At 47.1% G+C, this 16,579-nt stretch carries 13 protein-coding genes; 8 read left to right on the plus strand and 5 right to left on the minus strand.

Annotation, left to right across the window (positions count from 1 at the left end):
• Positions 1-227: 227 nt before the first annotated feature.
• Positions 228-2,474, minus strand: a complete 2,247-nt coding sequence (locus RW114_RS11770; protein WP_340122949.1) for a methyl-accepting chemotaxis protein — start codon at positions 2,472-2,474, stop codon at positions 228-230.
• A 962-nt stretch (positions 2,475-3,436) separates the two neighbouring features.
• Here RW114_RS11770 and RW114_RS11775 point away from each other — a divergent pair.
• The 4 genes from RW114_RS11775 to RW114_RS11790 all read left to right on the plus strand — a co-directional run bounded on the left by RW114_RS11775 (position 3,437) and on the right by RW114_RS11790 (position 5,856).
• Entirely contained in the window at positions 3,437-4,354 is a 918-nt protein-coding gene (locus RW114_RS11775) for a GAF domain-containing protein (protein ID WP_340122950.1), read from the plus strand.
• 204 nt (positions 4,355-4,558) lie between these two features.
• Positions 4,559-5,038 carry a bacterioferritin gene (gene bfr / locus RW114_RS11780; protein WP_340122951.1) on the plus strand — a complete coding sequence of 160 codons (480 nt, stop codon included), beginning with the start codon at positions 4,559-4,561 and terminating at the stop codon, positions 5,036-5,038.
• 18 nt (positions 5,039-5,056) lie between these two features.
• Positions 5,057-5,530 carry a bacterioferritin gene (gene bfr / locus RW114_RS11785; protein ID WP_340122952.1) on the plus strand — a complete coding sequence of 158 codons (474 nt, stop codon included), beginning with the start codon at positions 5,057-5,059 and terminating at the stop codon, positions 5,528-5,530.
• A gap of 125 nt (positions 5,531-5,655) precedes the next feature.
• On the plus strand, positions 5,656-5,856 hold the full coding sequence (locus RW114_RS11790) for a (2Fe-2S)-binding protein (protein ID WP_340122953.1): 201 nt from the start codon (positions 5,656-5,658) through the stop codon (positions 5,854-5,856).
• A 515-nt stretch (positions 5,857-6,371) separates the two neighbouring features.
• On the opposite strand, the gene RW114_RS11795 is transcribed toward RW114_RS11790, so the two are convergent.
• From RW114_RS11795 to RW114_RS11805, 3 genes are all read right to left on the minus strand, one after another.
• Positions 6,372-6,947, minus strand: coding sequence for an ANTAR domain-containing response regulator (locus RW114_RS11795; protein ID WP_340122954.1), 576 nt, complete (start codon positions 6,945-6,947; stop codon positions 6,372-6,374).
• A 179-nt stretch (positions 6,948-7,126) separates the two neighbouring features.
• On the minus strand, positions 7,127-7,519 hold the full coding sequence (locus RW114_RS11800; protein WP_340122955.1) for a DUF2721 domain-containing protein: 393 nt from the start codon (positions 7,517-7,519) through the stop codon (positions 7,127-7,129).
• Positions 7,520-7,724: 205 nt separating this feature from the next.
• A complete protein-coding gene (locus RW114_RS11805; RefSeq protein ID WP_340122956.1) occupies positions 7,725-8,897 on the minus strand; it encodes an EAL domain-containing protein in 1,173 nt (390 codons plus the stop codon).
• Positions 8,898-9,511: 614 nt separating this feature from the next.
• On the opposite strand from RW114_RS11805, the gene RW114_RS11810 reads away from it, so the two are divergent.
• The 4 genes from RW114_RS11810 (at position 9,512) to RW114_RS11825 (ending at position 14,733) form a co-directional block, all read left to right on the plus strand.
• Entirely contained in the window at positions 9,512-10,426 is a 915-nt protein-coding gene (locus tag RW114_RS11810; protein ID WP_340122957.1) for a hypothetical protein, read from the plus strand.
• Between the two features lie 490 nt (positions 10,427-10,916).
• A complete protein-coding gene (nirB, locus tag RW114_RS11815) occupies positions 10,917-13,454 on the plus strand; it encodes a nitrite reductase large subunit NirB (RefSeq protein ID WP_340122958.1) in 2,538 nt (845 codons plus the stop codon).
• A complete protein-coding gene (gene nirD / locus RW114_RS11820) occupies positions 13,454-13,813 on the plus strand; it encodes a nitrite reductase small subunit NirD (RefSeq protein WP_340122959.1) in 360 nt (119 codons plus the stop codon). The genes nirB and nirD overlap by 1 nt, the downstream gene beginning before the upstream one ends.
• A complete protein-coding gene (locus tag RW114_RS11825; protein ID WP_340122960.1) occupies positions 13,810-14,733 on the plus strand; it encodes a PhzF family phenazine biosynthesis protein in 924 nt (307 codons plus the stop codon). Before nirD ends, RW114_RS11825 begins: the two co-directional genes overlap by 4 nt.
• 113 nt (positions 14,734-14,846) lie before the next feature.
• Here the strand turns inward: RW114_RS11825 and RW114_RS11830 are convergent, their stop codons facing one another.
• Positions 14,847-16,037, minus strand: coding sequence for a transporter family protein (locus RW114_RS11830; protein WP_340122961.1), 1,191 nt, complete (start codon positions 16,035-16,037; stop codon positions 14,847-14,849).
• Positions 16,038-16,579: the final 542 nt, after the last annotated feature.

Below are 16,579 nucleotides of genomic sequence, written 5' to 3' on the forward strand. Positions count from 1 at the left end.
GTGATTGCCGTTGAATACAGATACAGTGCAGCGGTTTTGCCTTCTTTCTGCAATCCTGCATAAAACCTGCTTTGCCAGGATTATTTTAAGCGGACAAAGTCGGTTAAAAAGGCCGGTTTAACTGCCGAGTCGTTCTGTTTTGTTGTTTCCGGCCCAAGAATATTTGCTGTAGGGCATGCCGAGCGCGCCTTGGGAGCTAAGGCACGCTCGGTATGCCCGAGTAAAGATTAAAACTCTTCCCATTGATCATTACCGGCAAGTTGCAACTGTAATTTTTGACTGAACGGTAAGTTTGTACCGGCACCGGTGCTTGCCGGTGTTGTTTTCATTCGTACGGGAGAATTGTCCGTATTACGTGAGTTGCCGTCCATTTTAAAGCTGTTTACTCTGACCACCAGATTTTGCGTCTGTTCTTCCAGAGATTCCGCTGCCGCTGCGGCTTGTTCTACCAAGGCGGCATTTTGTTGAGTGACATCGTCCATCTGGGCGATAGCTTGATTGACCTGTTCGATGCCGGAACTTTGTTCTGCGGAGGCGGCGGTGATTTCGGCCATCATGTCGGTAACGCCACGAACGGAGGCGACGATTTCTTCCATGGTCAGTCCTGCCTGGGCAACCAGCTTACTGCCTCCCGAGACTTTGTCGACAGAATCATTAATCAGATTTTTAATTTCTCCGGCCGCCGCCGCGGCGCGTTGCGCAAGATTGCGCACTTCCACGGCGACCACGGCAAAGCCCCGACCTTGTTCACCGGCACGGGCGGCTTCCACCGCGGCATTGAGCGCAAGTATGTTGGTCTGGAAAGCGATGTCGTCGATCACAGAGATAATGTCCCCGATTTTGCGTGAAGATTCGTTTATCTTATCCATCGTCATGATGACTTGACCGACCACTTCAACACCTTTGCCCGCGATGTCGGATGTGTCAACGGCGAGCCGGTTGGCATGTCGGGCATTTTGGGCATTATGCCGTACGGCGGAGGTCAGCTCTTCCATACTGGCGGCGGTCTGTTCCAGGCTGGCGGCTTGCTCTTCGGTGCGATAAGACAAATTGTTGTTACCGGCGGCGATTTCTTTAGACGCAGTATCAATGCTGTCGGTGGAGCTTTTGATGTCTCCTACCAGGCTTTTGAGGTTTTCAACAATACTATTCATGCCGACAATCGCTTCACCAAAAGTGCCGGGATAGTCCTTGTCGATGGTTCGGGTCAGATCACCTTGAGCCAGTGCGTTAGCAACACGTAATACATCGTTGAAGCCGACATCGCAGGTTTCCATCAGGTTATTGAGATTAGTCAAAATCCCCTTGAACATGAACTCAAATCTATCCGCATCGCTACGCCTTGAAAAATCGCCTTTCGCACCGGCTTCTGCGAGCATTTTGATTTCATTGTTAACGTCAAGAAAAGTCTTTTTGGCATGGTTCATAATGTCAGTAATGACAATGGTCTCGCCCGGCAGCACATTCATGTCTATAGAAAAGTCACCTTTGGCATACTGACTGACGATACCGATTAGCCTCCTATTGATAGCAATGCGCGATTGAATCAACTCATTAACTTCATGCGCCATCTTGCCGTAGATGCCGGAAAATTTTGAGACGTCGAGCTGCTCTTTGACCCAGCCTTGTGCATGCTGTTGTGCCATAACGTCCAGATCGGTAACGAAGGTGTTGATGGGGTCCTGTATGGCTTTCATGGAGCGTAATAGCACCCCGATCTCATCTTGTTGATGAATGTCGATGCTGGAATACAGGTTACCGGCGGCAATGGCTGCCGCTATCTGTTGGACGGTTTTGAGTGAGCGTAAAATACCGCGACTGAACAGTACGGTCAATCCTATTGCCATGGCAATGCTGAAGATGAAAATGCCGGCCAAGACGATTTTGTACTCGTGTATGGTACTTTGTGCCTGTGACTCATCTTCCGCATTGCGGGCGGTTGCAAGCCTCACGACTTCATTAATGGCAGCGCGATGCTGTTCGTAAGCGTGGCGCATTTGCACAAGACTGGTCATTGAACCGTTGCGGTCGCCGACCTGGATACTCGGTAGAAACCGTTGGATGGCTTCATTGTAAAAGGCTTGCGCCATCTGGTAAGAGCGATCCAGCAAGGAAACCTGGAGTTCCCGGTTCAACGACTGATCTAACCAATATTGATGACGGGATTCGTGTTCCGTTTTCAGCGTTTGAAAACGCGTCACCAAAGCGCCGATTTCAGCGGGGTCGGTGGTTTGGGTCAATTGTAGCGCCACCAGATAGGATTCGATGATATATTCAGGTGGCGGCAAGACATCGGCAATAATATCTTTGCCCTGAACAATACGTTGATAAATCGGACCGTTAATAGTAACGGTATTCATGGCCTTGAATGTTGCGATACCGAACATCAAAAAACCGATGACTAAAATACCCAGAATCATCGAAAAACGCATTTTGATGGTTAACAGACCAGAATTTTTCATCTTATTTAGCATGATGCACACCTATTTTTATTTTATGATTGGAATTGTTAAGTAAAAAATACTCCGACTCAATATAGGGCTCGGCGGGGCAAAGAAAATTGCTTCGAATAGGCAATATCACCTCTACAGCGCGTTAGCCTAGTTAAGATCGGATGATTCATTGTTAGGTTTTTCAATTCCTTAAGCCAGGCAAAAAAAAGACGTCTTCAGCATGAATGTTCGATACATTCAGTCTGTTAGACGCCTTTGTCGATAGGGTTCGCCGTTGAACCAAAACTGTTAACGCCCCGCCATTGGAGCTTTCATGGTATTAACAGCAAGCGTTGTGCCAAGGTTTGCAGGGTTGTTGAGTTTCATTTATATTAAAATCAATAGCTTATAATTTATGTGTGAATTAATTTGGCTTGCTAGATGTTCTATCTGGATGATCTTAAATGATTTATTATTTTGATGTACTTGAGCTGCTAAAGTTGTCAGGTGGGTTTTTTATCAGCTTGGTTGAGAAGTTAAGGATAATCATCAGGTGTATTTTTGAAATAAAATTGTTCGGATTTCTGAAAAGACGCATTAATTTTGTGCGTTCGCTGGTTAACTTGCACCAATTCATTCGCCCGTTATTTAGAGGCACCGGATATCTCCACGCTTTTGCATCTATCTGACTCGTCATTCCGACATCTGTCGGAATGACGAGTCAGATAGGCCCTGCAGATACTTGTGTATAACGATGAGCGCGGCGTGTGGGAACGAGTAAGCTCAAAGGGGTGAATCCTTATTTATGCTCTGCATGGGACGGTAGTTTCAGTCGCCGTAGTTGTCTATAGGCTTCGGCATGAAATCTGCTACTACTTGGATAATTGCTATTAACTCTCAGGTGTCTTGATTATGTCTAAATGCCCCATCCCAATAGTATTGAGAAATACGAGGAATATCGATCAGCTATGGATAATCCGCCGCTGTAAAGAAAACGGTTCGATATGAAAACATTTATTAAGGTAACGGAAATCTGGATACCGACAAAAGACCGTACCCGCTTGGAATTTAGTGCCGGACTGTATGGCTCCTTGAATGAGTTTCGCGTCGCCAGCGAAAAGGAATCCTTCGCTTATGACGAAGGTTTGCCCGGCAAAGCGTGGGCCGCCGGTCATCCTTTGGTGTTAACCGAATTCGATCATTCTTATTTCAAGCGGACACAATCGGCTAAAAAAGCTGGTTTAACCTGCGGTATTGCCCTGCCTGTTTTCTCAGGCGAGTTTCTAATGGCCGTGGTGGTTTTTTTGTGTGGGGACGATCAGCACCATGCCGGCGCCATAGAAGTGTGGAGTAACAGTCTGGAAAGAAATGCCGAGCTGGCTGTTATTGACGGCTATTACGGTACGCTGGATGATTTTGGACGTATATCCAGAAACATCAAATTCACCAGAGGTTCCGGTTTGCCTGGACAGGTATGGGCAACAGGCATGCCTGTGCTTATTGAAGACATGGGACTTGCGTCTGCTTTTATCCGAAGTGCGGATGCCGGAGAAGCCGGGATAACCACGGCGCTGGGTATCCCGGTTTCGGTGGTTGCCAATCGGATTTATATCATGACCTTTCTGTCGGCCAAAGCGACGCCAATTGCCCAACGGTTACAGATATGGGTGCCGGATGAAAAGGGGCGGCGTTTGGTCTGCCAGTCGGGATACAGCAAGCAAAATGACGAGCTGGCCGAAATATTTGAAACCATCTCAGTGCGCAAAGGCGAGGGACTCTTGGGCAGGGTATGGTTGACCGGGGTCCCTGCTATCCGAAATAATTCAGATGGCGCTGTTGTAGAAGGACGTTTGAATTCGATGCTGGCAATGCCGGTTATAGACGGTGGAAAGCTGAAAGCGGTGGTTACTTTTTTATTCTAGCCGGCTCTTACATTTCTCTCAAATGGGTGCAATAAATTCATTAGCCGCTCATATAAGCCTATTTTATGGCGGCCATGTTTTTAAACAAATTTGGCGAGATTAATTTGACGATTGGAGCAGGCGGTATAAAATCATCGGGAATGCTTGCCAACTCGCCGCAGACTATCGATAAGCCCACGTTCGACTCACTTTAAAGAGGTCATTATGAAAGACGACAAGAAGATTCTGGAAATTCTTAACGGTTTGCTTGCCGGAGAACTGAGTGCATCCGATCAGTACCTAATCCATGGCGAGATGTACGCCGATTTCGGCTTGAACCATCTCGCAGAAAAAAGTCTGCACGAATCCGAGCATGAGCGACTGCATGCCCGAGCCTTGATTCAGCGTATTCTGTTTCTGGAAGGCACGCCCAACTTGTCCAAACGCGAGGCCTTAACGGTAGGCCGCGCGGTGCCGGAGATGCTGAAAGCCGATCTGGAAGTCGAATATCATGTGGTCGGAGAGCTGAAAAAAGGCATTGCCGCCTGTGAAAAAGCCCAGGATTATGTGACACGCGACATGTTGACCGCGCAACTGGAAGATACGGAAATGGACCATGCCTACTGGCTGGAGCAGCAATTAAAGCTGATCAACCTTGTGGGTCTGGAAAACTACCAGCAAAGTCAAATGAAACCGGGCATTTAAGCTAAAAAGGATACCGACATGAAAGGCGACAAGAAAATCATTGAAATTCTCAACAAAATACTCAAAAACGAATTAACTTCGATCAACCAGTATTTCCTTCATGCCCGCATGTTTCGTCACTGGGGACTGGAAAAACTTAACGATTACCAGTACAAACAATCGATCCGCGTCATGAAGGAAGCCGATGAGATAATCGAGCGCATCCTATTTCTGGAAGGTCTCCCCAATCTGCAGAACCTTGGAAAGCTGTTGATCGGCGAAAATGTCATTGAATGCTTAAACGGCGATCTGGAATACGAAAAAAATATTCAGCGGCCACTGTTGATAAAAGCCGTGGCTTTATGTGAGGGAATGCAGGATTACGTCAGTCGCGATCTACTGGAAGAGTTGCTGGAGCACTGCGAACTAGCCATCGATTGGCTGGAAACCCAGCAAACTTTAATAAAGGATGTCAGTTTGCCTAATTATTTACAAGCGCATATGCACGATTGACACCGTCGAACAGTTTCGGCCCAGGTCGCGTTTTTAGTGCTTAATGGGGCTTGACAGATACTAAAAACTAAATGAGAATGGTTCTCAGTAATTATGTGCTATTGCATTTATAGGAGAGCTGTTTCATGTATATATGTGTTTGTCAGGCAGTGACAGATCGTGAGATTCATCAAGCCGCCAGAAACGGAGCAAAAACACTCAAGGACTTACGCCGTGATTTGGGGGTGGGCGTTGATTGCGGCCGTTGTGTAAGTTGCGCCCGTCAGTGCTTAAAGTCAGTCAGTGAGGATTCTCACGAAAGCCTACAATCACTCGTCCTCGCCTGATTCGACCGCTGTTTATCGAGTGCGGTTATGCCGTTCTCAAGCGGGACGGGGTTTGCAACCCTATGTTTCAATACATGGATAGATTTCGGGTTAGGCTAAACTAGGGTTGGATTATAATGCCTGGAAAGCCAGGGTCGGATTAGCGACAGCGTAACCCGACACATCGAAGCCCGTTCTACCGGATTTAGCATGCCAAATTCACCCTGTTTCTGATAGCTGTCAAATTCGCGTCACAAACTCCTTGAACGCTGCCAGCGCTAGCGGTCGGCTAAACAAATATCCTTGATAAGCATGACAGCTGTGGCGAGAAAGAACATCTTTTTAAGAACCTGATCGGTAGGAAAAGGTTCCACGAAAATCACGAAAAAAGCAGTCAAAATAAACGTGTTGCAGGTTTTTGTGTTTTTCGTGCCTTTCGTGGACAATTGTTTGGGTAAATTCATTATTGGAAATTACCTAAATCAATGCAGCATGCTACCATCCGGTTCTACAGGATTTGCCGTGTCTGATGATGGTTATTTGAGAAGTTCAGCCATAGCAATAACGTTTTTCGCCATTTCTCCGATGGCGATATTGCGATCCATCGCCAGTTTTCTTAGGGTGTGGTAGGCGTCGTCTTCGGTAAAACCACGGGTTTTGATCAAAATGCCTTTTGCCCTGTCTATCAGCTTTCTTTCTTCCAGCTTGGATTTTGTTTTTTCCAATTCAACTTTAAGCCGTTGTCGTTCTTTAAACCTCGCCACGGCGATGTTGATGATGCAGTCAATACGACCGATTTCCAGGCCGTTGACGACATAAGCGCTGACTCCGGCCTTAATGATTTGATCGATGGTGTCGGGCGTGTCGTCAGTTGCAAAAATAATCATGGGCAGCGGACGATTCTGGTTAAGGTAATGGATGTCCTGAAAATATTTTTTAGGGCTGTCAATATTAAAAATAACAACATCGGTGTCGTTGTTCGCCACTAAGGATGGTATGTTTGCTTCAGGCTTTGCTGCGTTTATGACTGCATAGCCCTTGGCGACCAGTATTTTTTCCAATAACTGATCGGCAGTTTCATCTTCAATAAGTAATATATTTAAGGCGTTCATTTTCAAATAGCCAGCACAAACTACGCCATTTATCGAGGATGTTTGAATTAGTCGCCAAAGCAGTTAACCCTTTGACATTCTTCCCTTATCTAAAGGCAGGGGAGGATGCCGACATGATCGTAATGCATCAATTTTGTGCATTCCTTTGCCTATTTGCACCATTAATGAAGCATCGATAACTAATGCGCTTCCATATCTTCCAGCTCGATATTGAGCGCTTTGGTTGAAATCAGCAATTCACTGATTGAAGCCAGCAATGACAACACGATAAAAACCATGCTGAAGCCGAAAGTGAGGTTGCCGTAATATTGCAGTCCGTAAAAGATCAGCCCCATCGCGATTATGCAGCAGATAATGCCGATGACCGCCAACAACTGCATCGCCACAATAAAGCGGATGCGCAGTCTTAAGCTGTCGATCTGTTTTTTGGCAACCGGGCTTTGGGTTTTATTAAACAGGTTATGCTGTTCCCTGATCCGGTTGGCAATCGCCAGGAAACGGTTGGAATAGGCCAAAAACAAAACTGAAATGGCCGGAAATAATAAGGCAGGGGTGGTGATGGTGATGTCCATGGCTATTTAAAAGGGTGATTTGGTTAATATTTGGCAGAATAAGATTTAACTGAAGTTTCCCGGTTTCAAAAACCATTAATCCCTCTACCTCTGCGGGGTGCGTATTTAACGCAGGGTTTGCTTCGTTAGTCATTACGGTTGTTAGGCGTTGACTATGTCGATCTCGGCATGCATTGAATACCCGAAGTTGATGGAAATTTGAAAATCATAGCCATTCGGCAGCAATATCAATTAATAAAATACGCTCATCGTCCAGTCTGAGTGACAGGGTTTTGCAAAGTATATCGGTATTCACATCCCGATAACGTTCCGACGTTACAATGCGGTAGCAGTCCTTTGCCGACTCCAACGCCAGCAATTGGTAAAAATAAGGTCGCCACGCCCAGTTAAAGCCAAGCTGCGTATCGTCATCAAACCATTTGCTATCGGCAAAATTAAAATTGGATGAGATTTGGTCGCCTTCGTTATCGCATAAATAGAACCGTAGTACGCCGCTTTTTTCGAATGGATGCGCTGCTAATTGATTGAGGTTGAAGTCGGTTTCCAGTGCTTTTCTCAGGACTTCGACCAAGTCCTTAATATGGGCGATAAACTGTATCTTGCGTTCTTCTTTGACCAAGGTTTTTTTCAGGAAGGTTTTTCTGAGTGAGCTGATTTGTTGTTGATAATGCAGCGGTTGTTTGAATTGGGCGGTGGCGGGCGAAAACAGGTAGCCTTGCATATATTGGGCGCCGCAGTTCAAACCGAAATGGAAGTCGTCTGCAGTTTCCACGCCCTCGCAAACGATACGGCAACCGGTGCGTTTCGCCAGACGGGATATCAAATGCACGACATCGCTGGCAATGCCGCCTCGGGTTGCATTCTGGAATAACTGCATATCCAGTTTGATGATGTCGGGTTGTATGGCCATGACTCTTTCCAGCTGGGAAAAGCCTGCACCGAAATCATCAATTGCTATTTTCAAGCCGTGCCTGCGATATATGGCGGCAATTTCAACGAGATTGTCCAGATCGCCTTTCGATTCGGTTATTTCAATAATGATGCGGCTTCTGTCAATAGTAAACTCGTCCAGCATCAGCAGGGTCGGTAATGAGTTAAAGTCGGTGATTCGGTCGATCCAGGCGGCCGAGATATTGAGGGTTAAATAACCGTTGAAATTCGCTTGGCTGAATTGCTCCAGCGCTAGCCGACGAACCATGCGGTCCCATGCTATCAGTTGATCGGCGGCAATATCTGGAGAAGAAAACAATTCGCCTGCAGAAATAACCCGGCCATTTGCATCGTGTTGCCGGGCTAATGCTTCATAACCGATAATCGTGCCGCTGGCGGCACCGACAATGGGCTGGAAATAAGGGAATAGTTTTTTTTCTGGATTCATGTCAATAGGTTTTTTTAAGAAAGCGGTACTGGAGTGAGACTGTAAAAGAATGAATGAGTACGGCATAAAAGCACTATTAACCATGAAGTTCATGAAGAAAAGACTAAGTCAATCAATGCATTAAATCTTCATGCTCTTCATGTGCTTTATGGTTATTTCTTCTATATCGAATACTTTCACGCTCTCGAGTCCTTGATACGCCTAAAGCAAAAAATGTGCCAATATTAGCAAACTGTCATGATGCCGGTTTTGTTTGTTCAGATTAAACGGTTATAGTGGTTATCCGGTGCGGCATGTTTGCTGGACTTGATGTGGTAGCGCCTCAATTCTGTGCGGTTTCCCAGAGCGTTGCACCAATTAAGTTATTTTATTCTGCGATACTGGGCGTCTTGGGTCGCGTGGATCGGTTTACGCTCAACTTGATACTTTGGCATAAAATCTGCCTGAATCCTTGGGTGTTTAAGTTTACTTGGGCAGCAAGGCAGAGGGGATGCCGCTGAATAATGCGACAAAAAGGAAATGGTTTGTTGAACGACAACAATAACGTAATCAAGGTAACGTATAATCAGGTTCTTAGCTTGAACCCTTAATACAGCAAATTATCAATCGATATTATGACAACAAAATATACTCCCCTAAAAGATCACGATACCCCTATCAAGGTATTGTTTACCGGTTATTTGTGTACAGTGGCCATAGGCTATTTTTTCGCCTTAATCCAGATTTTGTTTACTCATGGGATGGCGGACGGCAAATTCGGTTTGTCTGTTGACGATATCGTTTACAGTTATTACGGCAACCGTTCCGGCACGGTTTTGGAGCAGAAACTGAATGGTTCGATGAAAGATAAAGCGCCGGAACTGGAGCGTTTTAAAATCATGGAATGGGTTAGAGAGGGAGCGGATATTGATGCCTATAAAGATGAAGGTGTCGACAAAATCATTGAGAGCCGTTGTGTGATGTGTCATAACAAGGAAGCCTCCGGGATACCGGATTTTACCGACTTTGCCGCGTTAAAAGCCTTATCCGAACAGGATACCGGCGCTACCTTCGCCTCGCTAACCCGTGTTTCCCATGTGCATATGTTCGGTATCAGTTTTATTTTTATGTTTGTGGGACTGATTTTTAGTTTTTCGGAGACCACCACCACTCAATATAAATGTATTGCTATCGGCATGCCCTATGCGTTTCTGGTGGCCGATATATTGTCGTGGTGGTTGACCAAGATTAATCCGATGTTTGCCTGGTTGGTTATTTTTGCCGGTATGGGCATGGGCGTTTCATTCATGTTTATGTGGGTCACGTCTATTCTGGAAATGTGGCTGTTTAAGCCGGTATTTATTAATGGCTTGGGTGCGCGTTATTTACAACGGCGCGATAGTACTGAGGCATCATTTGTGGATCGGACATGGTTTTATCTTAAGCTGCTGGCAAAGCAGATTAAACCGGCAGCGGCTTTTGTCACAGAACAGTGGCTAACACGCGGCTTGCCTGTTGTGAAAGGCTGGTTGAAAAAATATCGCAAATAATGGTATCGCACTACGGCAATTATCGTTCCCATGCTCCGGAGACTGCGAAACTATTCGTATTTAGAAAATAACCACGAAGAACACGGAGAGCACGAAGTTTTTAATGCCTTGAATTAATGCTGTTATTTTCTCCGTGTCCTCCGTGTTCTCTGTGGTAAAACATTTTTTCAGCTTGAATTAGATAAAACTTTCACAATCTCTCCGGCGTGGGAATGCAGTTCGGGACGCTCCAGCGTTCCGTTTCGTAATCTATCGTGGGCGCGAATTTATTCGCGCCCACGATATTCAACCCTAACTATTTTCAGCTTCACTTAATGGCGGTGCACCGTTACCTCGCATTAATTTTCTTTGTGCACCAATCTAGTTCATCAACAAGCTTGATTTTCATTTTAACAAGTTGCCGCTACTTTAAAATCAATAACTTGTTCATTTTGGCATAGCCATTGCTCTATAACCCCTAAATAGCAAACATCGTTATCGGAGTTGTAGTATGAGCGTAAAACAAACATTGGTCGTTATTGGCAACGGCATGGTCGGGCAGCATTTTCTGGCCAGTCTGGCCGAAAGCCCCATCAAAGAACAGTACGAAATCATCACTTTTTGCGAAGAACCCAGAGCGGCCTATGACCGGGTGCATTTGTCGTCTTTTTTCACCGGCACCACGGCACAGGAGTTGTCTTTAGTCGAAGACGGTTTTTTTGAGCGGCATGGTATCATTCTTCATTTGGGCGACAAGGCCGCAAGCATCGACCGGACTGCTAAAACCGTCACCTCGGCAAAAGGTGTAAGCATTGCTTACGACAAGCTGGTGCTGGCGACCGGTTCTTATCCGTTCGTACCGCCCGTTCCCGGGCATGATCGGCCTCAATGTCTGGTTTATCGCACCATTGAGGATCTTGAGGCGATTGCCTTTGCGGCCGAAACCGGCAAGGTCGGCACCGTGGTCGGCGGCGGTTTGTTGGGTCTTGAAGCGGCCAAGGCATTAATGGATTTAGGCTTGGAAACCCATGTGGTCGAATTCGCGCCGCGCTTGATGGCAGTGCAACTTGATGATGCGGGCGGTGCGATGTTGCGGCACAAGATCGAGAATCTCGGCGTCACTGTGCATACCGGAAAAAACACCAGCGTCATTACCGACGGCGAGCAGTGCGTCAACAAAATGTGTTTTGCCGACGGCGAAGAGCTGGAAACCGACATCGTGCTGTTTTCGGCAGGTATTCGTCCGCGTGATGATCTTGCCAGGGCTTCCGGGCTGGAAGTCGGTCAGCGCGGCGGCATCGTCATCGATAACCAATGTCGCACCTCCGATGACAGCATTTATGCGATCGGCGAGTGTGCGTTGTGGAATGGCATGATTTATGGGCTGGTAGCTCCGGGTTATGCGATGGCGCGCACCGTGGTGGCCGATTTGACGGGCGATGTAGCAAGCTTTACCGGTGCGGACATGAGCACCAAGCTGAAGCTGATGGGCGTCGATGTCGCCAGTATCGGTGACGCGCATGCTAAAACCCAGGGTGCGATGGTTTACACGTACCAAAATGGTGCAAGCGAAGTTTATAAACGACTGGTGGTCAGTCAGGATAAAAAGCAACTGCTCGGCGCAGTGCTGGTCGGCGATGCGTCGGGTTATGGCACCTTATTGCAATATTGCCTGAACGGAATTGAACTGCCGGCTTATCCCGATGCGCTGATATTACCGCACCGCTCCGACGAGTCGGTCGGCTTGGGGCCCGATGCGTTGCCCACTTCGGCGCAAATTTGTTCCTGTTATGACGTGAGCAAGGGCACGATTTGCTCGGCGATTGAGGGCGGCTGTATGACCATGGGTGCCTTAAAAGCCGAAACCAAAGCCGCAACCGGTTGCGGGGGCTGTTCGGCATTGCTTAAGTCGGTTTTGGATTCGGAGCTGTCGAAACAGGGTTTTGAAGTCAATACCGATCTTTGCGAGCATTTTGCCTATACCCGGCAGGATCTTCACAACCTGATTCGGGTAGAACAAATCAAAACCTTTGCCGATTTGCTGCACAAACACGGCAAAGGTAAAGGCTGTGAAATTTGCAGGCCTACCGTCGGCAATATTTTGGCTTCACAGTGGAATGAGCATATTCTGGAAAAAGATCATTTAGGGCTACAAGACACCAACGATACTTTTTTAGCCAACATGCAAAAAGACGGCACTTATTCCGTTGTGCCGCGCATTACCGGCGGCGAAATCAGTCCCGACATGTTGATTGCCTTGGGACAGGTTGGCAAAAAATACCAGCTTTACACCAAAATCACCGGCGGCCAGCGTGTCGATTTATTCGGCGCTCGGGTCGATCAATTGCCGCATATCTGGAAAGAATTGATCGACGCCGGTTTTGAATCGGGCCATGCTTACGGCAAATCCCTGCGTACCGTTAAATCCTGCGTCGGCAGCACCTGGTGTCGTTACGGCGTCGATGATAGCGTGAGTTTGGCGATAGAGCTGGAAAACCGCTACAAGGGTTTGCGTTCACCGCACAAACTAAAACTTGCGGTGTCCGGTTGCACAAGGGAATGCGCCGAAGCGCAGGGCAAAGATGTCGGTGTTATTGCGACAGAAACCGGCTGGAATCTTTATGTGTGCGGTAACGGCGGCATGAAACCACGTCATGCGGATTTATTCGCCACCAGCCTGGATAAAGAAACCCTGATTAAATATATCGACCGTTTTCTGAGTTTTTATGTGCGTACTGCCGACCGTCTGCAACGCACGGCAGTATGGATGGAAAATATGGAAGGCGGACTGGATTACCTGAAGTCGGTAGTGATAGAAGACAAGCTGGGGTTGTGTGATCAGCTGGAGCAGCAAATGCAATACGTCATTGATACCTATCACTGTGAATGGACAACCACTATTGAAAATGAGTCAAAACTAAAGCGATTCCGTCATTTTGTCAACAGCGATCAACCCGATGATAACGTGGTGTTTGTGGAAGAACGCGGCCAGCTCCGCCCCGCTAATGAGGAAGAACGCAAACATTTTAAATTGGTGGAGGTAGCCTAATGCTTCAGTGGATAGATGTTTGCAGTGTTGATGACTTACAGCCAGATTCGGGTGTGTGCGCGCTGGTTGAAGGAGAGCAGGTGGCGATTTTTTGGATGCCGGAACCCGATACGAAGGTTTATGCTGTCGGCAATTACGATCCGTTCGGTAAGGCCAATGTGTTATCGCGCGGTTTAATCGGTGACATTAACGGCCAGCCGGTGGTCGCATCGCCCCTATACAAACAACATTTTAACCTGCAAACCGGCGTTTGCCTGGAAGATGAAACCGTGAAAATACCTATATATGCCATCCGCATTGAAAACGGCAGCGTTCAAGTCAATCTTTCATCATCACAGCATGGCGGAGCCGCGTTATGAAATACAATTATTACATCGCCGATGTTTTTACCAAGCAGATTTTCAACGGCGCGCAAATCGCTGTTTTCCCTAATGCTGATGGTTTAAGCCAACAGCAAATGCAGCTGGTGGCCAGGGAGTTAAATCTGTCGGAAACGGTATTTGTATTTCATTCCGATAAACCAATCACCACACGCGTGATGCGAGTTTTTTCGCCGCAGACCGAAATCGATTTTGCCGGACACCCCATTATTGCCGCCGCCTTCGTGTTGGCGAGTTGCGGTGATATTCAATTGACCGCTGCGATTACGCCGATGGTGTTTGAGCAAAATACCGGCCCGGTTAAGGTCAATATTTCCGCTGAAAACGGTCAACCCAGCTTTGTGCAGTTCACCCGCAAAGTGACGTCTATCATCGACCGATTCACCCCCAGCGATGAGGAGTTGGCGAGTTTTCTGTCGATACAGCCGTCGGAACTCGACCATAAAAAATATGCCACGCGCCTGGTGTCTTGCGGTGTTCCATATCTGATCGTTCCCGTTTGGCGATATGAAAGCGTCAGAGCCGCAAAATTCAATTACGCGGCCTGGAGTCAGTCGAGCGCCCCGCAAACTGCCGCCCAGGAAATCCTGCTGTTTTCCCCGAAAACTCCGTTTGCGGATTCGGATTTTAATGCCCGATTGCTCGGTCCCCGTATCGGCATGCACGAAGATCCGCCGGTCGGCAATGCGATGCCCGCCTTTGCCTCGTATCTGTGTTCATTTGATTTTATGAAAAAAGGCACGTACACCTTTGCTGTGGATCGCGGCGATCAAAACAGCCGCCGCAGTATGCTGAACCTGGAAATGGATCATAAAGGCGAATACACGCTGACCATTCGGGTCGGTGGCGCGGCGGTGATGGTGGCGGAAGGGGTGATGACTATTCCGGCTGAGGAATGAAATCTACATAACGTGAATACGCGATAAATCGTAGGGCGACCGGTTGGTCGCCCTTTGCCCGTTGTGCAAAGGGTTGAGTTATTTGATTTTCATTCCTTAGCGGGTCTTTCAGGCTATAGAAAATCGAAAGTCATTGGCACCCTGAAATTAAGTGTAACGTCTTGTGCATCGGTAGTCGTGCCAATACCTAAAGATAAATTGAAGGTGGTTCTTGGTGTGTATTTGAATGAATAGCCCACCAGGAGCTGCCCTATATCCAATGTACTTCCCTCAATTGCATGGCCATCAATTTCAGATTCTAAAACATGTTTGTGCGAGTACCCCAAGCTGTATGATGAGCGCTCATTAATGCCGAAGCCCATGCCAAAACTTAATCCTAGTGTATCCCCGGGATTAACCTTGCCGAAATTCGTACTGGTTTCGGCATTGTAGCTATAGCTGAGATTGCCGAAAAAAACCGCCGGATCCGTTGGGTAAAGCGCGGTAAGACTGGGCTGAAAACTGAAGTATCCGGCACCCGTCGGTAATTCGGTCGGAAATGTTGCGCCGGGAACCCCTTGAGCTTGTACATATTCAACATCAAAAGGGCTTTTTCCTGTGGGCGCCGTTGCCACTATATTGCCAACAAGAATCGGCCAGCCATTAGATCCGTTGGTAAGTTGGTAGCGTCCGGCAAATTCAAGATCGCCGATGTCATTTCCGGTGGCATTGAAAGTTTCATCAACGCCCGCGCCAATACTTACCGGCCTTGAGCGCTGGGTATCATCACGGTATACATAAGGAACCCTGAACTCTACTTCCAGACGATCCGTCACCCCATAACGAGTTCCCAGGGTGCCGATAAAACTGTGCCGCTTGACTTCGCGAAGATCAATCAGACCGATCGCAATGGCAGGGAGAAAGGTAAAGGCATCGAGGAATACCCGGTTGTTACTGGTGTAGGCGTATTGTATGGATGGTTCAAAAACGATGTTCCCTTTTCGGGTTAACACGCCGCCCACGGTCTCGCTTAATCTGGGTATTTCCGGTGGCCGTGGTTTCTTTGTTGCTTCGGGAGGCGCCTGACCAACAGGCTTGGATGGAAGCTGATTAGGCGATGTTGACGGCGGCTTATTATTCGCTGCGACAATTTGAGGTTTATTTGACGCCTGTTTGACCGGCACCTGTTTCTCCACGCCTTGATTTGTTAAAGCATCAAGGCGCAATTTTAGTTGTTCCAGCGCTTTGCCTTGCTCAGCAATAATCTGCCGTTGTAGTTGAAATTCTTTTTGCTGTTCGGCAAGCAGTTTCTTATATTGCGCCACAGAATTATTTTGCTTGCCGGTTTCCGCTGCATAACTCCAATTTACAAAAAAAACACAGCAGATAAAAATGAACCCTTTAATAGCGCTAATAGCGCCGAATAAAAAAAATGCTCTCGCCCAAAATACATCTTCATATTATTGTTTCCCTTTTTCAGTAGTAGATTAAGAGCAATCAAATTAACTGTCAGCATTCAAGGTTTAACTCAATTGCAATAATTTTTAAAGACTTATGCACAAGTAAAAAACGTCATCACAAGGGCGTGCGCGAACCAATACATCATCTCGTTAGTTTTTATAAATTATTAGCCCCCATCAGGACAATTAGTGTAAATACTTAGGGATCAGCGCCGGTTTAGTTCTTCGACAGACTATAGAAATAAGCGTTAAGATTTTTGATTTGTTTAGCGGTTAACGGCATCTCCTTACACACAAATACTAAACCAGTCCATCTAGCTTGCGGGCTATCTGTATTCCATACACGCAGTCTTGTATTCTCTGGAACCCTTTCCATATGCTTTTAGCGCCGGGCTCTCCATCCGATT

The sequence above is a fragment of the Methylobacter svalbardensis genome (assembly GCF_037671525.1).
Taxonomy (GTDB): Bacteria; Pseudomonadota; Gammaproteobacteria; order Methylococcales; family Methylomonadaceae; genus Methylobacter_A; species Methylobacter_A svalbardensis.

Coding starts and splice junctions, on each gene's coding strand:
- bfr (WP_340122951.1), top strand. CDS start 4,559: ATGAAAGACGACAAGAAGATTCTGGAAATTCTTAACGGTTTGCTTGCC.
- nirB (WP_340122958.1), top strand. CDS start 10,917: ATGAGCGTAAAACAAACATTGGTCGTTATTGGCAACGGCATGGTCGGG.
- RW114_RS11825 (WP_340122960.1), top strand. CDS start 13,810: ATGAAATACAATTATTACATCGCCGATGTTTTTACCAAGCAGATTTTC.
- RW114_RS11795 (WP_340122954.1), bottom strand. CDS start 6,947: ATGAACGCCTTAAATATATTACTTATTGAAGATGAAACTGCCGATCAG.
- nirD (WP_340122959.1), top strand. CDS start 13,454: ATGCTTCAGTGGATAGATGTTTGCAGTGTTGATGACTTACAGCCAGAT.
- bfr (WP_340122952.1), top strand. CDS start 5,057: ATGAAAGGCGACAAGAAAATCATTGAAATTCTCAACAAAATACTCAAA.
- RW114_RS11790 (WP_340122953.1), top strand. CDS start 5,656: ATGTATATATGTGTTTGTCAGGCAGTGACAGATCGTGAGATTCATCAA.
- RW114_RS11800 (WP_340122955.1), bottom strand. CDS start 7,519: ATGGACATCACCATCACCACCCCTGCCTTATTATTTCCGGCCATTTCA.
- RW114_RS11805 (WP_340122956.1), bottom strand. CDS start 8,897: ATGAATCCAGAAAAAAAACTATTCCCTTATTTCCAGCCCATTGTCGGT.
- RW114_RS11775 (WP_340122950.1), top strand. CDS start 3,437: ATGAAAACATTTATTAAGGTAACGGAAATCTGGATACCGACAAAAGAC.
- RW114_RS11810 (WP_340122957.1), top strand. CDS start 9,512: ATGACAACAAAATATACTCCCCTAAAAGATCACGATACCCCTATCAAG.
- RW114_RS11770 (WP_340122949.1), bottom strand. CDS start 2,474: ATGCTAAATAAGATGAAAAATTCTGGTCTGTTAACCATCAAAATGCGT.